This is a genomic window from Candidatus Williamhamiltonella endosymbiont of Tuberolachnus salignus, from assembly GCF_964019775.1.
Classification (GTDB): domain Bacteria; phylum Pseudomonadota; class Gammaproteobacteria; order Enterobacterales; family Enterobacteriaceae; genus Hamiltonella; species Hamiltonella defendens.
This window is the reverse complement of the sequence record NZ_OZ026471.1, coordinates 905,155-923,973: the sequence shown is the minus strand read 5'-3', so window position 1 is coordinate 923,973 and position 18,819 is coordinate 905,155. Positions and strand designations below refer to the sequence as shown.

20 protein-coding genes are annotated in these 18,819 nt (G+C 38.3%); 5 read left to right on the top strand and 15 right to left on the bottom strand.

The window, feature by feature from the left end; genetic code table 11:
* Positions 1-112 precede the first annotated feature (112 nt).
* The gene (ffh, locus tag AACL23_RS04355; protein WP_015874583.1) at positions 113-1,474 is read right to left on the bottom strand and encodes a signal recognition particle protein; all 1,362 of its coding nucleotides are present in this window, start codon (positions 1,472-1,474) and stop codon (positions 113-115) included.
* Between the two features lie 178 nt (positions 1,475-1,652).
* Between ffh and AACL23_RS04350 the strand changes: the two genes are divergently transcribed.
* Genes AACL23_RS04350 through AACL23_RS04340 form a run of 3 tightly spaced genes read left to right on the top strand, consistent with a single transcriptional unit; the run spans position 1,653 to position 4,079 of the window.
* Positions 1,653-2,435, top strand: coding sequence for a cytochrome C assembly family protein (locus tag AACL23_RS04350; RefSeq protein ID WP_339050343.1), 783 nt, complete (start codon positions 1,653-1,655; stop codon positions 2,433-2,435).
* 46 nt (positions 2,436-2,481) lie between these two features.
* Positions 2,482-3,741: an HlyC/CorC family transporter gene (locus tag AACL23_RS04345; RefSeq protein ID WP_044612416.1), complete on the top strand. Its 1,260-nt coding sequence runs from the start codon at positions 2,482-2,484 to the stop codon at positions 3,739-3,741.
* Positions 3,742-3,779: 38 nt separating this feature from the next.
* A complete protein-coding gene (locus AACL23_RS04340) occupies positions 3,780-4,079 on the top strand; it encodes a hypothetical protein (protein ID WP_100103674.1) in 300 nt (99 codons plus the stop codon).
* Between the two features lie 49 nt (positions 4,080-4,128).
* Here AACL23_RS04340 and gshA read toward each other — a convergent pair whose 3' ends face one another.
* The 14 genes from gshA to mioC form a co-directional block, all read right to left on the bottom strand.
* Positions 4,129-5,691, bottom strand: a complete 1,563-nt coding sequence (gene gshA, locus AACL23_RS04335) for a glutamate--cysteine ligase (RefSeq protein ID WP_171967869.1) — start codon at positions 5,689-5,691, stop codon at positions 4,129-4,131.
* 109 nt (positions 5,692-5,800) lie between these two features.
* Complete coding sequence (gene rpmA / locus AACL23_RS04330; protein ID WP_015874588.1) at positions 5,801-6,058, bottom strand: 50S ribosomal protein L27; 258 nt, start codon at positions 6,056-6,058, stop codon at positions 5,801-5,803.
* Positions 6,059-6,078: 20 nt separating this feature from the next.
* Positions 6,079-6,390, bottom strand: coding sequence for a 50S ribosomal protein L21 (gene rplU, locus AACL23_RS04325; protein WP_015874589.1), 312 nt, complete (start codon positions 6,388-6,390; stop codon positions 6,079-6,081).
* Positions 6,391-6,616: 226 nt separating this feature from the next.
* Positions 6,617-7,057: a F0F1 ATP synthase subunit epsilon gene (locus AACL23_RS04320; RefSeq protein WP_174888270.1), complete on the bottom strand. Its 441-nt coding sequence runs from the start codon at positions 7,055-7,057 to the stop codon at positions 6,617-6,619.
* Positions 7,058-7,081: 24 nt separating this feature from the next.
* Positions 7,082-8,464 carry a F0F1 ATP synthase subunit beta gene (gene atpD, locus AACL23_RS04315; RefSeq protein WP_095034743.1) on the bottom strand — a complete coding sequence of 461 codons (1,383 nt, stop codon included), beginning with the start codon at positions 8,462-8,464 and terminating at the stop codon, positions 7,082-7,084.
* A gap of 27 nt (positions 8,465-8,491) precedes the next feature.
* Entirely contained in the window at positions 8,492-9,361 is an 870-nt protein-coding gene (gene atpG, locus AACL23_RS04310; protein ID WP_171967870.1) for a F0F1 ATP synthase subunit gamma, read from the bottom strand.
* 40 nt (positions 9,362-9,401) lie between these two features.
* The gene (atpA, locus tag AACL23_RS04305; RefSeq protein WP_015874593.1) at positions 9,402-10,943 is read right to left on the bottom strand and encodes a F0F1 ATP synthase subunit alpha; all 1,542 of its coding nucleotides are present in this window, start codon (positions 10,941-10,943) and stop codon (positions 9,402-9,404) included.
* A gap of 67 nt (positions 10,944-11,010) precedes the next feature.
* Complete coding sequence (atpH, locus tag AACL23_RS04300) at positions 11,011-11,541, bottom strand: F0F1 ATP synthase subunit delta (protein WP_015874594.1); 531 nt, start codon at positions 11,539-11,541, stop codon at positions 11,011-11,013.
* A 14-nt stretch (positions 11,542-11,555) separates the two neighbouring features.
* The gene (gene atpF, locus AACL23_RS04295; protein ID WP_015874595.1) at positions 11,556-12,026 is read right to left on the bottom strand and encodes a F0F1 ATP synthase subunit B; all 471 of its coding nucleotides are present in this window, start codon (positions 12,024-12,026) and stop codon (positions 11,556-11,558) included.
* 63 nt (positions 12,027-12,089) lie between these two features.
* Positions 12,090-12,329 carry a F0F1 ATP synthase subunit C gene (gene atpE / locus AACL23_RS04290; protein WP_015874596.1) on the bottom strand — a complete coding sequence of 80 codons (240 nt, stop codon included), beginning with the start codon at positions 12,327-12,329 and terminating at the stop codon, positions 12,090-12,092.
* A gap of 86 nt (positions 12,330-12,415) precedes the next feature.
* Positions 12,416-13,240 carry a F0F1 ATP synthase subunit A gene (gene atpB / locus AACL23_RS04285; protein ID WP_339050333.1) on the bottom strand — a complete coding sequence of 275 codons (825 nt, stop codon included), beginning with the start codon at positions 13,238-13,240 and terminating at the stop codon, positions 12,416-12,418.
* A gap of 167 nt (positions 13,241-13,407) precedes the next feature.
* Positions 13,408-14,043 (bottom strand): 16S rRNA (guanine(527)-N(7))-methyltransferase RsmG, encoded by a 636-nt coding sequence (gene rsmG / locus AACL23_RS04280; RefSeq protein ID WP_015874598.1) that lies wholly within the window; start codon positions 14,041-14,043, stop codon positions 13,408-13,410.
* Positions 14,044-14,065: 22 nt separating this feature from the next.
* Positions 14,066-15,949 (bottom strand): tRNA uridine-5-carboxymethylaminomethyl(34) synthesis enzyme MnmG, encoded by a 1,884-nt coding sequence (mnmG, locus tag AACL23_RS04275; RefSeq protein ID WP_339050329.1) that lies wholly within the window; start codon positions 15,947-15,949, stop codon positions 14,066-14,068.
* A gap of 337 nt (positions 15,950-16,286) precedes the next feature.
* The gene (mioC, locus tag AACL23_RS04270) at positions 16,287-16,754 is read right to left on the bottom strand and encodes an FMN-binding protein MioC (RefSeq protein WP_012737746.1); all 468 of its coding nucleotides are present in this window, start codon (positions 16,752-16,754) and stop codon (positions 16,287-16,289) included.
* Between the two features lie 348 nt (positions 16,755-17,102).
* On the opposite strand from mioC, the gene AACL23_RS04265 reads away from it, so the two are divergent.
* Positions 17,103-17,936 (top strand): ABC transporter substrate-binding protein, encoded by an 834-nt coding sequence (locus AACL23_RS04265; RefSeq protein WP_100095917.1) that lies wholly within the window; start codon positions 17,103-17,105, stop codon positions 17,934-17,936.
* Between the two features lie 138 nt (positions 17,937-18,074).
* Complete coding sequence (locus AACL23_RS04260; RefSeq protein ID WP_100095918.1) at positions 18,075-18,818, top strand: amino acid ABC transporter permease; 744 nt, start codon at positions 18,075-18,077, stop codon at positions 18,816-18,818.
* The last annotated feature ends 1 nt before the right edge of the window (position 18,819 follow it).

Sequence of the window (18,819 nt, the reverse complement as noted above, 5' to 3'; positions counted from 1 at the left end):
GAAGCTTAATCGACCTAAACTCCTAGTAAAAAGTCGAGAATTCTGACTGATTTAATAACAAAAAGCAATGTTCGTGACTCTCTGAAATGATTTCAATCTTGTATTCTTAAATTTACCCCCCAAAAAGGTTGAATGGCATCATCCCTTTCATTCCTCTCATCATTTTAGATAATCCTCCATTTTTCATTTTTTTCATCATGCCTTGCATTTCATAAAATTGTTTCAGCAAACGGTTTACATCCTGGATTTTTGTACCCGAGCCCGCTGCAATACGCCGCTTTCGAGAACCTTTGATGATATCGGGTTTAATGCGTTCTTTTTTGGTCATAGAACAAATGATGACTTCCATGCGAGTGGTTAAATTATCGTCCATCATGGATTTGACTTGATCGGGTAATTGACCCATTTGAGGCAATTTGCTCAACATACTGCTCATCCCTCCCATGTTATGCATTTGTTTCAGTTGCTCTAAAAAATCGTTTAAATCAAATTGGGCACCTTTTTTCAGTTTTTCCGCCAGCTTTTGAGACTGAACTTTATCCACTTTAGTTTCAATATCTTCAATAAGAGATAAGATATCCCCCATTCCCAAAATTCGGGAAGCAATTCGTTCAGGATAAAAAGGTTCTAGTGCCTCTGTTTTTTCGCCGACCCCAAGAAATTTAATGGGTTTCCCCGTGATATGTCGAATAGATAATGCGGCACCACCTCGAGCATCTCCATCCACTTTAGTTAAGATGACACCTGTCAGTGGAAGTACTTCGTTAAAGGCTTTAGCGGTATTTGCGGCGTCCTGACCTGTCATTGCATCTACCACAAAAAGCGTTTCAACAGGATCAAGAGACAAATGCAGCTGTTTGATTTCATTCATCATATTTTCGTCAACATGCAAACGACCCGCTGTATCCACAATTAAGACATCATAAAATTTAAGTTTGGCGTGTTTTAAAGCTTGAGTGACAATATCAACGGGATTTTCTTCAAAGTGAGAAGGAAAAAATTCAATACTCACCGATTGTGCAAGGGTTTCTAATTGCTTGATGGCCGCAGGCCGATAAACGTCCACCGAGACCAGCAAAACTTTTTTCTTTTGTTTTTCAGTGATAAATTTGCCCAATTTGACGACACTGGTTGTTTTACCCGCCCCTTGCAAACCAGCCATTAATATCACCGCAGGCGGTTGCGTCGCTAAATTAAGTTCGGTATTGAACTCGCCCATTGCGGAGGTCATCTCATTTTTCACAATTTTTATAAATTCCTGGCCAGGTGTTAAACTTTTATTAATTTCGTGGCCCATTGCTTTTTTTTTCACCCGTTGAATAAAATCGCGTACCACGGATAAAGCGACATCTGCGTCTAACAAAGCAACACGTACTTCGCGCAGACTGGTTTTAATATTTTCTTCTGTTAGTCGGCCACGACCACTGATATTACGTAGCGTGCGTGATAATCTTTCAGTTAAATTATTAAACATGGGTTTCTGCTCAAATAAATCAATTCGCCCTGTGGGAATCGTATTGAAAATAAAAAAAGGGAGATAATAGCATAAATCATCTTTGATTTAACTTGACATAAAAGTTGGAGGGCAACTCAGGTAAAGCTATACTTCACAACTCTTTTCATTAATTTAGCCGGTGTTGATTGGATTCGCCATGTCTATTTTTTCGATTATCGCCCTGACAGCCTATTCATTTAGCCTGAGTTTGATTGTGCCAAGCTTACTAGGGCGCAACAGCAACTATCGAAGATGGGCTTTGGTGTTTGCCATCAGCGCTTTATTGTGTCATGCAGTGGCACTCAAATATCAAATTTTCAATGTTCATAGTGGGCAAAACCTGAGTTTAATGAACATTTGTTCTATCATTAGTATCCTTGTTTGTTTCATGATGACGCTCACTGCTTTCCTTAGTCGCGGTTGGTTTTTTTTACCGATTGTGTATAGTTTTGACATGGTGAATATTATTTTTTCAAATTTTATGCCTAGTGAATTTATCATTCATTTATCGCTTAATACGACATTATTTTTTCACCTTGGGCTCGCTTTTTTTGCATACTCTACTCTGATTATTGCGATGTTATATGCGCTACAACTGGTTTTTCTAGATTATTTATTAAAGCACAAAAAAATCAATTTTATTTCTGATATGCCTCCATTAATGAACATTGAGCGTCATGTATTTCATATTACTCAAATTGGCACACTTTTACTGACACTCACTTTGCTCAGCGGTCTTTTTTACAAAGATAATTTGTTTGACAGAGTGAATATAGAGAAAGGTATCTTTTCAATAATGGCTTGGTGTGTTTATATCCTGTTGCTTTGGGGTCATTATCGTTCAGGTTTACGAGGGCGACCTGCATTGTGGTTAAGTTTTATTGGAGCATTTTTGCTCACATTGGCTTATTCTGGTCATCGTTTAACTTCAAGTTTTTAAAAAACATTGATTTCTACTATTAACCTATATACAGAAGGAACCTCTGTTGGAGCAAGTCTCAACTGGCACCATTATTTTTATTTTAATCGTTATGATCATCATTTCTGCTTATTTTTCTGCCTCTGAAACAGGCATGATGACCCTGAACCGTTATCGTTTACGCCATCTTGCCAAGCAAGGAAATCGCGGAGCACTTCGAGTAGAAAAATTATTGCAACGTCCTGCTCGCCTGATCAGCCTAGTACTGGTCGGCAATAATCTGGTAAACATTCTTGCCTCCTCTTTGGCAACCATTCTTGGAATGCGTTTGTATGGTGATATAGGCGTTGCCATAGCCACTGGGTTGTTAACCTTTTTGATATTGGTTTTTTCTGAGGTGATGCCAAAAACGATTGCGGCTTTATATCCCGAAAAAACGGCCTTTTTAAGCAGCTTCCTGCTAATTCCATTGCAAAAAATCATGATGCCGATGCTATGCTTTTTAAGCGGCACCACGCATTTACTCATGCGATTATTTGGAATCAAGGAATCTATTCATCATATTGATCAGCTCAGTAAAGAAGAACTTCGTAGTATTGTTAATGAATCCCATTCACAGATTTCACGGCGTCATCAAAACATGTTGATTTCGGTGCTTGATTTAGAAAAAGTGTCCGTCAACGACATTATGGTTCCCCGAAGTGAAATAGTGGGTATTGATGTGAATAGCGACTGGAAATCCATTATGCGTCAGCTCACGCATTCACCACATGGCCGCATTCTGCTTTATCGTCAATCTTTGGATGATGCAATTGGTATGCTGAGAGTCAGAGAAGCTTACCGGCTGATGACAGAAAAAAAAGAATTTAATAAAGAAAATTTATTACGTGCGGCCGACGAAATTTACTTTATTCCTGAAGGAACCCCTTTAAATATACAACTGATTAAATTTCAACGTAATAAAGAAAAAGTGGGCATTATTGTTGATGAATATGGTGATATTCAAGGGCTGGTCACAGTAGAAGATATTCTTGAAGAAATTGTGGGAGATTTTACGACCTCGATGTCTCCCAATTTAGCGGAAGAGGTGAATCTTCAAAGTGATGGTTCTGTATTAATTGATGGCAGTGCCAGTGTCCGTGATTTAAATAAAGCATTTAATTGGTCATTACCGATCGGATCACGCACAATCAACGGCCTGTTGTTAGAAGAGTTAGGTGAAATCCCGCCTGTGAATACTGAGTTATGTATTGGTTCTTACCAAATTGCCGTGATGGAGGTACAGGAAAACAGGATCAGACAAGTCAGAATCAAAGCCTTGTCTTAAAAATAAAAGCTTATCGAAACTTTTTATTACTCTAGCTTATGATAGCAGATAGGAAAATTGGGGTAACAATATTAGAAAAAAGATATGATAATCCGAAAATATCAGGTGCTGATTTTGAAAATATAAAAAATCAGATAACCAGATTAAAAGAAGAGATAGAATCTATTAATGTTACTGTTGGTCTAAACGAAGCTGACAGTAAAAGACAAAAAGAAATCGAAAAAAGAATGGGATATATTGATCTTGCGGCTAGCAGTTATCATAAAGAACCTGAAGAAGAATTTTTTGCTGATGCTAAAGATAATCAGCCATGGTATAAAGAAGATACTCAGAAATGATTGTGAAAAATAAATTGTCTACCTGAGGAATATGAGCCCTCTTCCTGAATTAACGATAACGACCGGAGTGAAGTCGCAGATATTCCTCAAAACTGATAGTATCCCCCCGCTCTAGTTCAGCTTGGCGTTGACATGATGAACGAGACTCATCACATAATTGAGCTTCTGTAAGTAGCTCAAGGGGCTCTTTTTTAAGCTGTTCAAAATATTTTTCGGCACGCTTAAGCCCAATGCTCTCGCCTTGGTTTGCTTTTATTTCTTTAAGAAAACGAGCAGAAAAAGTCAAATCAGGATCTTCAAAATACATCAGCAGTTCATCGCACGCTTTTTGATATTTTTTATCTTTTTCATCGATGATTTCTGCTATTCGTGTTAAACCTTGAAACAAGGTTTTTCCTATTCTTTTGATAGACTGAGGGTTTCTTTCGGTACCGATATTCAGCACTTGATCGGGTTTACGCCCTTCCAATATCACTTTTTCCCAATTTTTCTGAGTATAAAGTAATTCCTCGTCGCTCATCTCATTGGAGGGCGCCAATACACACCAAATTAAAAAAAGATCCAAAAAACGAATTTGCGTTTCATTTATCCCTATAGGTGAAAATGGGTTGATGTCTAAAGAACGGATTTCAAGATATTCAATCCCTCCTTTCAATAAAGCATCGGAAGGAAGCTCACCTATTTCAGTACTCCTCTTAGGTCGAATGGGAGCATATAATTCATTTTCTATTTGCAATACATTGGTATTTAACTGCAAATAACGATTTTTATTTTTTAAACCGATTTTTGCATATTCTTTGGAAGGAATTCGAGTGGCTTTTTTTAAATCATTCACATAAATATTCAAATCATTAAAATTCATTTTTAAATTGCTTTGAGCGGCACTGGTATAGCCTAAACCACTTAAACGTAAAGAGGTGGCATACGGCAGATATAACGTATTTTTCCCAAATGTTTCAAACGCCAGAGAGGATTTTTTTTCTCTTAAAAATGAAGAGCACACTGTAGGGGATCCACCAAATAAATAAGGAATCACCCAGCCAAAACGGTAATAGTTACGCACTAAGCGAAGATAGCCGTCGGAAATGACATTTTTCCCTTTTTTTTCGTCTTCTATGCCTTCTTTTGTTTGCCAAAATGCCAATGGCAGAGAAAAATTATAGTGAACACCACAAATGGTTTGCATCAATGCCCCATAGCGATTTTTTAAGCCTTCGCGATAAAGCGTTTTAAAACGCCCCAGGTTAGAAGAACCGTATTGAGCCAACGGAATATCTTCTTCAGTTTCAATAAAACATGGCATGCTTAAAGGCCAGAAACGTTCATTCCTTAACTGACGCGCGGTGTAACGATGAAGATCGCGTAAAAACATCAACGATTTTTGGATATCCTGATCAGCAGGAGTAATAAATTCCAATAGGGCTTCAGAAAAATCAGTAGTAATCCATGGATGAGTGAGAGGAGCCCCTAACACTTTAGGATGAATTGTCATTGCCAAGTGACCATTGGGTGTCACTCTTAGTGTTTCTCTTTCAATACCTCGTCGGATGCCTTTTAATACCTTTGGATGTGCTTCCAACCAAGAAAGCGCTTGTGATACGTCTGGGATCACATTGACCTACCTTTTTGAAAAAACAAATATGATCGGATAACACATTAATAAAAAAGCCTCAAAAATTTTGAGGCTTTTTTATAGCATTACTGGATCAGGGTTCAAAATTTTATTCCGTTTCAATACTGACAAAACTGCGGTTCTTAGTACCTTTAACTTCAAATTTCACTTTGCCATGAGATAAAGCAAACAATGTATGATCTTTTCCACAACCTACATTAACCCCAGGGTGAAATTTAGTGCCGCGCTGACGAACAATAATAGTACCTGCCAGAACTTTTTCTCCTCCAAAACGCTTGACGCCCAGACGTTTACCTTCAGAGTCGCGACCGTTACGAGTTGACCCACCCGCTTTTTTATGTGCCATACATCACTCCTCTTGAAGTATTAACTTATAATTCCAATAATTTTCACATCTGTAAACCACTGGCGATGGCCCTGCTGTTTGCGATAATGCTTACGACGACGAAATTTAATGATTTTAATTTTATCAGCACGACCGTGTGCCATCACTTCCGCCTGAACCAGGCCTCCATTAATCAAAGGAGCGCCGACTTTGATCGTTTCACCATCTGAGATCATCAAGACTTGATTAAAATTAATTTTTTCACCGGTTACATTGCTCAGCTTCTCCAAACGAACAGTCTCGCCTTCAGTTACACGATGTTGTTTACCACCACTTTGAAAAACTGCGTACATATTAAAGCCCCGATTTCTGAGCGAAAAAATAAAAAAGCCCCATACATTAATAATAAGCCGGGCATTTTACGCAAATATAAAACAGATAACAAGAACAGAATCGAAAGAAGGCATAGCCATCGCGCCATAAATCTATTGGAAATGTAAATAAGAATAGAGTAAGGAGAACTGCCTATTTTTTTAAACTCCCAGAGCCCCGTCTCCAGCCCGAAACAAACTGCATAAATTAATGGACTTTATTAACAGTGCCATATATTAACTTTATCAGTTCTATAATTTTCAACTTTGCAAGTGCTTTGGATAATTCAATTGAGGCTTTAGTGTAATCAATATCAGCATGCGGTTTGTTGAGATTCGCCTCTGCATCGCATTTTGATTTTAACACCCTCTCTTCATCTAAATCTTCCCCTCGAATGGCGGTGTCCGCCAAGATAGTGACTAGCTTTGGCTGAACTTCAAGGATCCCTCCTGATAAATAAATGAATTCTTCTTCGCCTTGCTCATTTATCATACACACCATCCCTGGCTTCAAGGCAGTCAATAAAGGGGCGTGTCCAGAGAAAATACCCAATTCCCCCTCGCTGCCTGTGACCCGGATTTTTTGTACAACACCAGAAAACATGTTTTTCTCGACGCTGACAACATTTAAAAGGTAAGTGGGTGTCATCATATTTATCTCCAATCCGGTGCGTTATAATTTTTTCGCTTTTTCCAAGGCTTCTTCAATGGTGCCAACCATATAGAACGCCTGCTCCGGTAAATGATCATAGTCACCGTTCATTATCCCTTTAAAGCCAGAAATGGTGTCTTTGAGAGAGACAAATTTCCCTGGCGCCCCCGTAAAGACTTCCGCGACAAAGAAAGGTTGAGAGAGAAAACGCTGAATTTTACGCGCCCGAGAAACCGCCAGTTTATCCTCTTCTGATAATTCATCCATCCCCAAAATCGCGATGATATCTTTGAGTTCTTGATAACGTTGAAGAATCGATTGTACACCTCGAGCAACATCGTAATGCTCTTGACCCACAACTAAGGGATCAAGCTGTCGGCTCGTTGAATCTAATGGATCCACGGCAGGGTAAATCCCCAGAGATGCAATTTGACGACTTAAAACCACAGTTGCATCTAAATGAGCAAATGTCGTGGCAGGTGAAGGATCGGTTAAATCATCTGCAGGAACATAGACGGCTTGAACAGAAGTAATCGAACCTTTTTTGGTGGAAGTAATGCGTTCTTGCAAGACACCCATTTCCTCCGCTAGAGTCGGCTGATAACCCACCGCAGAAGGCATGCGCCCCAAAAGCGCCGATACTTCAGTACCCGCCAAGGTATAACGATAGATATTATCGATAAATAATAAAACGTCTCGGCCTTCATCCCGAAATTTTTCAGCCATAGTCAAGCCGGTGAGCGCCACACGGAGACGATTTCCTGGCGGCTCATTCATCTGGCCATAGACAAGAGACACTTTGTCCAAAACGCCAGATTCTGTCATTTCATGATAAAAATCGTTTCCTTCACGAGTACGTTCACCCACCCCGGCAAAAACAGAATATCCCGAATGTTCTATCGCAATGTTACGGATGAGTTCCATCATGTTGACGGTTTTCCCAACGCCGGCACCCCCAAATAGCCCCACTTTTCCGCCTTTCGCAAAAGGACAAATCAAATCCATCACCTTGATGCCGGTTTCTAGTAGTTCTTGTGAATTGGCAAGCTCCTCGTAAGAAGGAGGTTGACGGTGAATAGACCATCTTTCTTGCTCACCTATGGGCCCCTTCATATCAATCGGGTCACCTAATACATTCATGATCCGCCCCAGGGTTTCTTTACCGACAGGAACTTTAATAGGATGACCTAAATCAGTGACAGTAAGCCCGCGCTGAAGACCATCAGAAGATCCCATTGCAATGCACCGAACCACTCCTCCCCCTAATTGTTGCTGTACTTCCATTACCAATTTGATGGCATCATTTTTAACTTCAAGGGCGTTGTATACCTTAGGTACAGCCTCTTGAGGAAATTCTACATCCACTACAGCACCAATTATCTGGATAATTTTTCCAGTCAACATTTCAAATCCTCTACTTAATAATCTGTTCTAAAGCGCTGAAGCGCCGCCTACAATCTCGGTCAATTCTTGAGTAATGCTCGCTTGACGAGCCTTGTTGTAAATCAGCTGCAATTCATCGATGAGGTTGCCCCCATTATCGGTAGCCGCTTTCATGGCAACCATTCTTGCAGCTTGCTCACTGGCAATATTTTCAACCACACCCTGATACACCTGAGATTCTATGTAGCGCCGTAAAAGTGTGTCGAGCAAGACTTTAGGCTCAGGCTCATACAAGTAATCCCAAGATTTTTTTGTGACACCTATCTGGCCTTCATCCATGGGAAGAAGCGGCAAAAGTTGCGTGATTTGGGGTTGTTGAGACATGGTATTAAAGAATCTATTGTTCGCGATGTATAATTTATCCAAACGACCTTCATCGTAGGCCTTTAACATCGCTTGTACAGGGCCAATGATATCGGGTAATGAAGGCTTATCAGAGATGCCGGTCACTTGAGCCACTATTTTAGCCCCTATAGAATTGAAAAAAGCGACGCCTTTTGATCCGATCAAAGATAATTCAGATGCCACATTTTTTTCAGACTGATCATGCATATCAGTCAATATCTTTTTAAAAAGATTCACGTTCAGACCACCACAAAGCCCCCTGTCTGTAGAAACGACCAGATAACCGACTCGTTTCACTTTACGTTCTTGCAAGTAAGGATGTTTATATTCCAGGTTACCGAGAGCAAGATGGCCTATTACCTTCCGTATCATTTCTGCATAAGGACGAGTCGCGGACATACTTTCCTGCGATTTACGCATTTTAGAGGCAGCGACCATTTCCATCGCTTTGGTAATTTTCTGCGTGCTTTTGACACTGGCTATTTTGGAGCGTATCTCTTTTGCACTGATCATTTTGATTTTCCTCAATCACAGCTTGTTTTTAACGCTCATGCTACCAAGCCTGGCTCGATTTAAAGTGGTCAAGAAGATCTGTTATCTTCTTTTCAATCTCATTATTGTAATCACCGGTTTGATTGAGTTGGTTTAAAAGCTCAGCATGTTCACGCTCTGCAAAAGACAATAATGCTGTTTCAAAACCTGCTAATGATGTGAGATCAACGTCTTCTAGATATCCTTTTTCTGCAGCAAATAGGAGTAAAGATTGTTGCCCAACCGATAGAGGTGCATATTGTTTTTGTTTGAGTAATTCGGTGACTTTTTGACCATGATTGAGTTGTTTACGGGTTGAATCATCTAAATCAGATGCAAATTGAGAAAAAGCCGCCAACTCACGATATTGAGCCAAAGCAGTACGAATACCCCCTGAGAGCTTTTTCATAACTTTGGTTTGAGCCGCCCCCCCGACACGAGAAACAGAAATACCTGGGTTGACCGCAGGACGAATACCCGCATTAAATAATCCAGATTCAAGAAAAATTTGGCCATCTGTAATCGAAATAACATTAGTAGGAACAAAGGCAGAAACATCTCCCGCTTGCGTTTCTATAATCGGTAAAGCAGTCAAAGAGCCTGTTTTGCCTTTCACTTTACCTTGAGTAAAAGTTTCAACGTACTCGGCATTAACCCGTGCCGCCCTTTCAAGTAAACGAGAATGCAAATAGAAAACATCGCCAGGATACGCTTCTCGACCTGGTGGACGACGTAATAGTAAAGATATTTGTCGATAAGCCACGGCTTGTTTAGAAAGATCATCGTAAACAATTAAGGCATCTTCGCCTCTATCTCTGAAATATTCTCCCATGGCACAGCCAGAATAAGGCGCTAAATATTGCAAAGCGGCGGATTCAGAAGCAGTAGCGACAACCACAATTGTGTTTGATAAGGCGCCATGCTCTTCAAGTTTACGAACCACATTTGCAATGGTAGAGGCTTTTTGGCCTATGGCGACGTATACACATTTTATTTCTGAATCGCGTTGGTTAATGATGGTATCAATCGCTAAAGCGGTTTTTCCTGTTTGTCTATCGCCGATAATCAGTTCGCGTTGACCACGGCCGATAGGGATCATTGAATCGACGGATTTATAACCCGTTTGAAGAGGTTGATCGACGGATTGCCTTTCAATGACACCAGGCGCAATGGTTTCAACAGGAGAAAACCCCTGATTGTTTAGGGTTCCTTTGCCATCAATCGGTTTTCCTAATGTATTGACAATTCGGCCTAATAAACCATGACCCACCGGGACACTTAATATGCGACCTGTACATTGTACTTTCATACCTTCTGTTAAATCGATATAAGATCCCATCACAACGGCTCCGACAGAATCTCGCTCAAGGTTAAGCGCTATTGCATAGCGATCACCAGGTAAGGCGATCATTTCACCCTGCATCACGTCAGTTAAACCATGGATACGAATCACGCCATCACTGACGGAAATAATAGTGCCCTCATTGTGAGCCTCGCTCACGATATTAAACTGAGTAATACGTTCTTTTATCAGTTCGCTGATTTCGGTGGAATTCAGTTGCATGTGCTCCAGTTTCCTTAAGAATCTGTTTTAAAATATGCTTTAAATGACATTAAAATATTTATCATGTTCAAGACAATAAAAAATTTTTAAGTCTTTTAAGACGATTGCTGACACTGCCATCTATGACCCTGTCTCCATGACGGATAATCACGCCCGCCAAAATAGATTCATCTATTTTGCAATTTAATGTCACCTTAAGCTGTAAACGTTTTTCCAAGGCAAAAATAATTTTTTTCTTCTGATCTTCATTCAAGGGGATGGCAGAAAACACTTCAATATCAATCACAGAATTGATCATTGCCCGCAACGCCATAAATTGCTTCAGTACTTCAGGCAGAAGCGATAAACGACCATTTTGAGCCATAATTTTAATGAAATTTTTAGAAAATTCATCGAGGTGATCAGAACAAAGACTAATAAATATCTGTGCTGTCTTTTCGGAATGCATCACGCCAGAAAGCCATTGAGTAACTTGCTTATGAGCCGAGACCTGTGCAGAAAAAGCCAACATATTCTGCCAATGTTCAATTGAATGATGTTCAACAGCAAAGTCAAAGATAGCTTTAGCGTAGGGACGAGCGATGGTAGCCATAGACATAAATCGCTTTCTCCTTATAGTTCAGCGACTAATTTATCGATGATGTCACTATTCACTTTTTCATCTATAGACTGTTCGATAATTTTTTGAGCTCCAATGACTGCTAACACAGCAATTTTTTTACGCAATTCTTCATAAGATCGCTGATGTTTTGCCTCAATTTCTGTCTCTGTTTGTGCCAAAATTTGAGAACGCTGTTGTTCTGCCTCGGCTTTCGCTTCTTCAATAATTTGAGACTTGCGTTTATTTGCCTGCTCAATAATCACTTGGGCCTGCAGTTTAGCCTTATTGATTTGTTCGGTTGAATTAACCTGCGCCAACTCCAAATCTTTTTTGGCATTTTCTGCAAAAGCAAGACCATCAGCTATTTCTTTCTGACGTTTTTCAATGGCATTAATAATGGGAGGCCATACATATTTCATACAAAAAAGAACAAAAAGGACAAACGCAATAGCCTGTCCGAGGATTGTTGCGTTAAGATTCACAACACAATACCTCTTTAAAAGTGGATGATTTCATGTGATTAAAAAGTGAAAATATAATCATTTTTATGCCGCGGCAAACATAATATAAAGACCTAAACCAACAGCAATCATAGGAATCGCATCTACTAAGCCCATCACGATGAAAAATTGAGTACGTAATAAAGGAATGAGCTCAGGTTGGCGTGCCGCCCCTTCTAAAAATTTCCCCCCCAATATGCCGATACCAATTGCAGCGCCGATAGCCGCCAGCCCCATCATAATGGCCGCAGCTAAGTACAATAGGTCCATATTTATATTTTCCATCATAGTCTCCAGTTTTGTTTTTGTTGATAAAGCGATAGTAAAAAAATGTATTTTTTGAATCCTGATGTTGTTACAAAAATATAAAATTAGTGCTCTGAAGAAGCCATCGAGAGATAAACAATCGTCAAAACCATAAATATAAAAGCTTGTAATGTAATGATCAGAATATGGAAGATCGCCCAAGGGACACTCAATATCCACTGAAACCACCAGGGCATTAAACCCGCGATCAAGATAAAAATGAGTTCTCCTGCATACATGTTACCGAAGAGCCTTAAGCTCAATGAAATGGGTTTTGAAATCAAGGTGACCATTTCTAAAAGCAAGTTAATAGGAATGAACACCGGGTGATTAAAGGGTCTTAAGGTCAGTTCTTTTATGAAACCGGATACCCCTTTTATTTTGATGCTATAAAACAAAATAAGAATGAATACACCCAAAGCCATTGACAGCGTTGTGCTCACATCAGCAGTCGGAACTGCTCTTAATGAGGGCAATCCTAGCAAATGTTCGCTTAAGTAAGGGAGTAAATCAACAGGGAGTAAATCCATAAAGTTCATTAATAATATCCAGACAAAGACGGTTAACGCTAAAGGCGCTATGACTTTACTTTTTCCGTGGTACATGTCCTGAACGTTTTTATGGATAAAACCGATCACTAATTCCACCATAATTTGTAATTTTCCGGGTGTCCCACTAGATACACTAACGGCAACCTTACGAAATAACAGTAAAAAAAGAAGACCTAAAGTGAAAGAGAAAAACAAAGAGTCAAAGTTGATTGTCCAGAATGGAACGGGATCCGTTGAGTTCGGATCAACCCATTTAAAATTAAGTAAATTTAACTGCAAGTGATCCAGATGGTGACTTATATAATCCTTTGAACTACGACTTTCTCCTAATCCAGACATGATGTCTTTTACCCTTTTAAATTAATGCAATATAAAATTTATAGAAAGCAAAAACGGAACCGAGGATAACAAAAGTCTTCAATTGCATAAACAAGAAATTTTCTTTCATTCTCTTATTTGAGAGAGATACTGACGCAATTTTTGTGTTCTCAGTAGGCGAAACCATTTTATGTAACGAATAATGCGTTTATTTTTAAAACAATCAAATGACGTTCTGCCTCTAATTTGGGTATTTGTAGCTTAAAAATAGATTTCAAAGTAATTTGAGAGGGCAAATCAGCCAATTCATGGTCAGGTTTTACTCCTTTCAAAGCATAAAAACACCCTGTTGTTTTATCAACCAAATGCTCACAACAAGACAGCATATTTTTTAGTGAGGCAAACGCTCTGCTGATGACGCCATCAAAACGTTTGCTCGGAAAAAAAGACTCTACTCTGCTTTGTATGGGTTGAATATTAGTTAATCTAAGAGATTGCTGAACTTGGCGCAAAAAGCAGATACGCTTTCCAATACTATCTAGTAGGGTGAAATGAGAATCAGGGAGAACAATCGCAAGAAGGAGGCCAGGTAAACCTGGCCCTGTACCCACATCAATAAATTTTCGACCTTTTAAATATGGAGCAACAATAATGCTGTCTAAAACATGCTTTATCAACATCTCTTTTGGATCATGAACGGAAGTGAAATTATAAGTTTTATTCCACTGACACAGAAGTTCGATATAACTTATTATTTTTTGTTTTTGTTCTTCGGATAAGTTTATTTTTGCGATTGAAAGCAAAATATTTAATTCGTCCAACACAATAATCCCTTTTTATTTAAAATTAAGCGCTACGCCGCAATAAGCCCTGTTTTTTTAACCAAACTAGCAGAATAGATATCGCGGCAGGCGTGATGCCAGAAATACGTGATGCTTGTCCTAATGAGATTGGTTTGTGATCGTTTAGTTTAGAGACCACTTCATTTGATAAGCCAGAAATGAGCGAATAATCAAAACTTAAAGGTAACAAAGTATTTTCGTTGCGTAATTGCTTTGCAATTTCTTCTTTTTGACGAATAATGTAGCCTTCGTATTTTATTTGAATTTCAACTTGCATACCTGCTTCGTTGTTTTCTAGTGAAGGTAAAAACGGTTTTAAAGAAGTCAGTAAAGAGTAATTGACCTCTGGCCTGCGCAAAAGATCTTCAGCATTCGTTTCACGAGATAATGGCGATTTAATAATTTGGTCTATCTGATTATCTGAATTTGGTTTTATCCATATGCTGCGCAGCCTTTGTTTTTCCTGTTCTATCAATTCTACTTTTTGATTGAAACGACACCATCTGTTTTCATCGACGAGCCCTAATTGATAACCTATTTCTGTCAGACGTAAATCTGCATTATCCTCTCGAAGCAATAATCGATACTCAGCACGTGAGGTAAACATACGATAAGGTTCTTGAGTTCCTAGAGTCGTTAAATCATCAACCAACACACCGATATAAGCTTGATTACGGAGTGGAAACCATCCCTCTTCCCCTCGAGCAAGGCGCCCTGCATTTAATCCTGCTAATAATCCTTGAGCTGCCGCCTCTTCATAGCCTGTTGTGCCATTAATCTGTCCCGCAAAAAACAGGCCTTGAATATGTTTACTTTCTAAAGTGGGTTTTAAATCACGGGGATCAAAGTAATCATATTCAATCGCATAACCAGGGCGAACGATAAAAGCATTTTTCATTCCTTGAATCGAACGAACTATTTTCAGTTGTACATCGAAAGGGAGACTGGTTGAAATACCGTTAGGGTAGATTTCGTTACTGGTAAGCCCTTCTGGCTCTAAAAAAATTTGATGAGCGCTCCGATCAGAAAAACGTATGATTTTATCTTCAATAGAGGGGCAGTATCTTGGGCCTATTCCGTCAATGATTCCCGTGTATATAGGGCTTCTTTCTAAATTTTTTTGAATAATTTCATGCGTTTTTTCATTGGTATAGGTGATATGACAAGGTTTCTGTGTGAGAGGGGGATGTTGTCTTCCAAGAAAAGAAAATAAGGGTGAGGGAGTGTCGCCCAGCTGGATTTTTAAGTTTTTAAAGTTAATGCTTCTGGCGTCTATCCTCGGAGGCGTGCCAGTTTTTAAGCGGCCTATTCGTAGAGGAAGTTTTCTTAATTGTGAGGCTAACGAGATGGAAGCGGTATCTCCAGCACGTCCAGCGCTATAATTTTCTAAACCCAGGTGTATTTTTCCGTCTAAAAAAGTCCCTACCGTTAATACGATTGATTTAGCATGAAATTTTAACCCCATTTTAGTGACGGCACCGACAACTAGATCGTTTTTTAAGATCAAGTCATCAACAGGTTGCTGAAAAATCGATAAATTGGTCTGATTTTCTAATGCGGATCGAATAACTTTACGATAAACAGTGCGATCGAGTTGAACTCGGGTCGATTTTACGGCAGGGCCTTTACTGGCGTTGAGTATCCTGGATTGAATACTGGCTTTATCGGCAGCCATTCCCATCAGTCCACCAAGTGCATCGATTTCTTTGACAAGTTGTCCTTTTCCTATCCCTCCAATCGCTGGATTGCAAGATAATTGACCTAAGGTATCGATGTTATGTGTCAGCAATAACGTTTTGCAACCCATACGAGCCGAGGCCATAGCGGCTTCAGTTCCTGAATGGCCTCCACCTATCACAATAACGTCAAATTGATCTGGATAAAACATGTCACTTTACCTTGGGCGAAAAAAATTTTCCAATCTTTCTGGATCTATTCTACTTAAATTTTGATCAAGAGTGAAATCAGATTATTCGGTTGTTATTTTAATAAGATCTTTTTATTTAAAGATCTTTTATTATTTTTATTATTAGGATCACTGTTTTCTGTGGATAAGTGGTTTTTTGCCATATCTATCATTGCTTTTAAGAAGATCAATTCCTGTGGATTACCTGTGATTATCTTGTGTATAAAGTGTGGATAAAAATGACTTTTATCCACAGGGTGTTTTTTTACAATAGTTATCCCGTAGATATACACAGGTTATTCACAGCTTTTCAACATGGTTACCCACAGCTTATTAAAAAATTTTTATTTAAATTAATCCAGTTTTTTATCCATTCTTCCGCAGGATCCTCTGGATTTTCGTGTTCAATTACATCTATTTTTAATATTTCTCCGATCCTTTGAGCGCCTTTTAAAATTAACTGTTGATCTAATTTTTTGATCCCCTTACAAAAAGTATCGCCGTAATCTGAGCTACCAAGACCTATAGATCCAAAACGGATTTTTGATAAGTCTGGTTGATCCTCAATAATTTGTTTAAACAGGGGTTTAATATTATCGGGGAGATCTCCTGCTCCGTGAGTGGAAGTGATCACGCACCATAAACCACTGAGATTAAGCTCGCTCAATTGAGGCCCATGAAAAATTTTTGTGACAAATCCCATTTCTGTTAATTTTTCCGACAAATGTTCTGCAACATATTCAGAATTACCTAATGTACTGCCTGTGATAAAAGTCATAGAAGTCATAGAAAGAAACCAATTAAATTAAAAAGAAAAGATTAATAGTCTACTCTGCGATTTTATTGTGATCTAGCTGTGGATAAAATATGAAAAATTATTTTTTTTGTTTGTTTTGTATAAAAAAAATATGACATATTGTATGTGTAAAAAATTTTTTTAAAAAAAACCTTTCTTTTATTTTTATTTAAAAATAAAAGAAATTCTTTTTAAAATAGTTATAAATATATTTCTTTAAATTATTTATCCTTATAATTTTGTACTGATAATCTGTTTTGTTAGGGCCATATCGATGTAAAATTAATTTTTAATCAATTTATGGACGTTTTTGAAAATTTAATTATTTAGGAGTTTTTTATGAATTACCGTGCTTTAATGTTAACGTTATTGACCCTTCTTATTCCTTTTTCTGTAATGGTAAAAGCCGATAAACTCAATGATATAAAAAAAGCGGGAAAAATCCGTGTTGCTGTTTTTGATAATAATCCTCCTTTTGGTTATTACGATCCAAAAACAAAAAAACTGATAGGATATGATGTCGATATTGCTCATGCTATTGGTAAAGCTTTTGGGGTCAATATCGAATTTGTTGAAACAAATCCTGCTAATCGTATTCCATTATTGAAATCTAAAAAGGTGGATTTAATCGCGGCTAATTTTACTATTACACCTGAAAGGGCAAAAGAAGTGGATTTCAGTCTGCCCTATTTTTCAACAGGTCAGAAATTTATTGCAAAAAAAGGGGTATTAAAAAAACCTGACGACCTCAAATCACTGCGGATTGGTGCAGATAAAGGCACCGTACAGGAAATCACATTGCGTGAAAATTATCCATCAGCCATTGTTATTTCTTATGATGATACCCCTCAAGCATTCATGGCTTTAAGGAATGAAAATGTTCAGGCGATTACTCAAGATGACGCTAAATTAGTGGGTTTGATGGGCAATTTAAAAGCAGAGATGAAAGCGAATTTTGAAATTTCGCCTTTTAGTATTACCAAAGAATATCAAGGGATTGCAACTGCTAAAGGAGAGAAAAATTTAATTAATGCGATTAATACTATTTTATTAAAGATGGAAAAAGAAGGCGAAGCAGTGAAAATTTATAATCGTTGGTTTGGTCCTGATACTAAAACAGCACAACCTCGTGGTGATTTTAAATTTACCCCTTTAGTAGAGAGTAACCGCTAAAAAGCCGATTCGTGTTGATTTAAAAAATTTAATATGTCCTACATTGTTTTGGTGCAGGACTTATTTTTTTATTAAAATATTAAGTAAATTTTGATATTACCAATTAGGTTATTAAAAAATGTTTTTGGATATCATTATATGAATTTTCCATTAAGTTATTTAATTGATGAATTTTTAGACACTAAATATATTATTTGGTTGTGGGATGGTTTTCTTATTACACTGTATATATCTGTTTGTACTGTTATTTTTTCAACTTTATTAGGAATTTTTTTAGCGGTCGCCAGAGAAAGTGATTTCAAAGCTCAAAGGGTTATGGTCACCTGCTACTGCATGTTATTTCGCAATACTCCATTATTAGTTCAGCTTTTTTTTTGGTATTTTGGCTCGGGTCAAATTTTACCCTCATCTTGGATGCAATGGTTAAATAGCCCTCATGAATTAGTGATTTTTTACTTTACTTTTCATTGGCCGTCTTTTGAGTTTTTATCCGGTTTGATAGGCTTAACGCTTTATTCATCTGCATTTATCGCTGAAGAGTTTCGTGCCGGTATTGCTGGGGTAGGATTGGGTCAAAAAAACGCGGCTCAAGCGCTGGGTTTAACCCATTGGCAATCCATGAAGTATGTTATTTTTCCTCAGGCATTGAAAATTGCTTTACCTCCCTTGCTGGGTCAATACATGTATATTATTAAAAATTCTTCATTGACGATGGCTATTGGTGTCGCTGAGCTTTCTTACGCTTCGCGCCAGGTTGAAACAGAAACTTTGCGCACCTTTCAGGCATTTGGTGTTGCTACATTTTTATATATTTTACTCATTGCTTTAATTGAAGCCTGGAATACCTGGCATCATCAACGTGTTCCTCGGAAGTGGCATTAAA

What these genes read in the sequence shown, in the direction of transcription:
- ffh (WP_015874583.1), bottom strand. Translation starts at nt 1,474, where the DNA reads ATGTTTAATAATTTAACTGAAAGATTATCACGCACGCTACGTAATATC.
- AACL23_RS04350 (WP_339050343.1), top strand. Translation starts at nt 1,653, where the DNA reads ATGTCTATTTTTTCGATTATCGCCCTGACAGCCTATTCATTTAGCCTG.
- AACL23_RS04340 (WP_100103674.1), top strand. Translation starts at nt 3,780, where the DNA reads ATGATAGCAGATAGGAAAATTGGGGTAACAATATTAGAAAAAAGATAT.
- rpmA (WP_015874588.1), bottom strand. Translation starts at nt 6,058, where the DNA reads ATGGCACATAAAAAAGCGGGTGGGTCAACTCGTAACGGTCGCGACTCT.
- rplU (WP_015874589.1), bottom strand. Translation starts at nt 6,390, where the DNA reads ATGTACGCAGTTTTTCAAAGTGGTGGTAAACAACATCGTGTAACTGAA.
- AACL23_RS04320 (WP_174888270.1), bottom strand. Translation starts at nt 7,057, where the DNA reads ATGACACCCACTTACCTTTTAAATGTTGTCAGCGTCGAGAAAAACATG.
- atpD (WP_095034743.1), bottom strand. Translation starts at nt 8,464, where the DNA reads ATGTTGACTGGAAAAATTATCCAGATAATTGGTGCTGTAGTGGATGTA.
- atpG (WP_171967870.1), bottom strand. Translation starts at nt 9,361, where the DNA reads ATGATCAGTGCAAAAGAGATACGCTCCAAAATAGCCAGTGTCAAAAGC.
- atpA (WP_015874593.1), bottom strand. Translation starts at nt 10,943, where the DNA reads ATGCAACTGAATTCCACCGAAATCAGCGAACTGATAAAAGAACGTATT.
- atpH (WP_015874594.1), bottom strand. Translation starts at nt 11,541, where the DNA reads ATGTCTATGGCTACCATCGCTCGTCCCTACGCTAAAGCTATCTTTGAC.
- atpE (WP_015874596.1), bottom strand. Translation starts at nt 12,329, where the DNA reads ATGGAAAATATAAATATGGACCTATTGTACTTAGCTGCGGCCATTATG.
- atpB (WP_339050333.1), bottom strand. Translation starts at nt 13,240, where the DNA reads ATGTCTGGATTAGGAGAAAGTCGTAGTTCAAAGGATTATATAAGTCAC.
- mnmG (WP_339050329.1), bottom strand. Translation starts at nt 15,949, where the DNA reads ATGTTTTATCCAGATCAATTTGACGTTATTGTGATAGGTGGAGGCCAT.
- mioC (WP_012737746.1), bottom strand. Translation starts at nt 16,754, where the DNA reads ATGACTTCTATGACTTTTATCACAGGCAGTACATTAGGTAATTCTGAA.
- AACL23_RS04265 (WP_100095917.1), top strand. Translation starts at nt 17,103, where the DNA reads ATGAATTACCGTGCTTTAATGTTAACGTTATTGACCCTTCTTATTCCT.
- AACL23_RS04260 (WP_100095918.1), top strand. Translation starts at nt 18,075, where the DNA reads ATGAATTTTCCATTAAGTTATTTAATTGATGAATTTTTAGACACTAAA.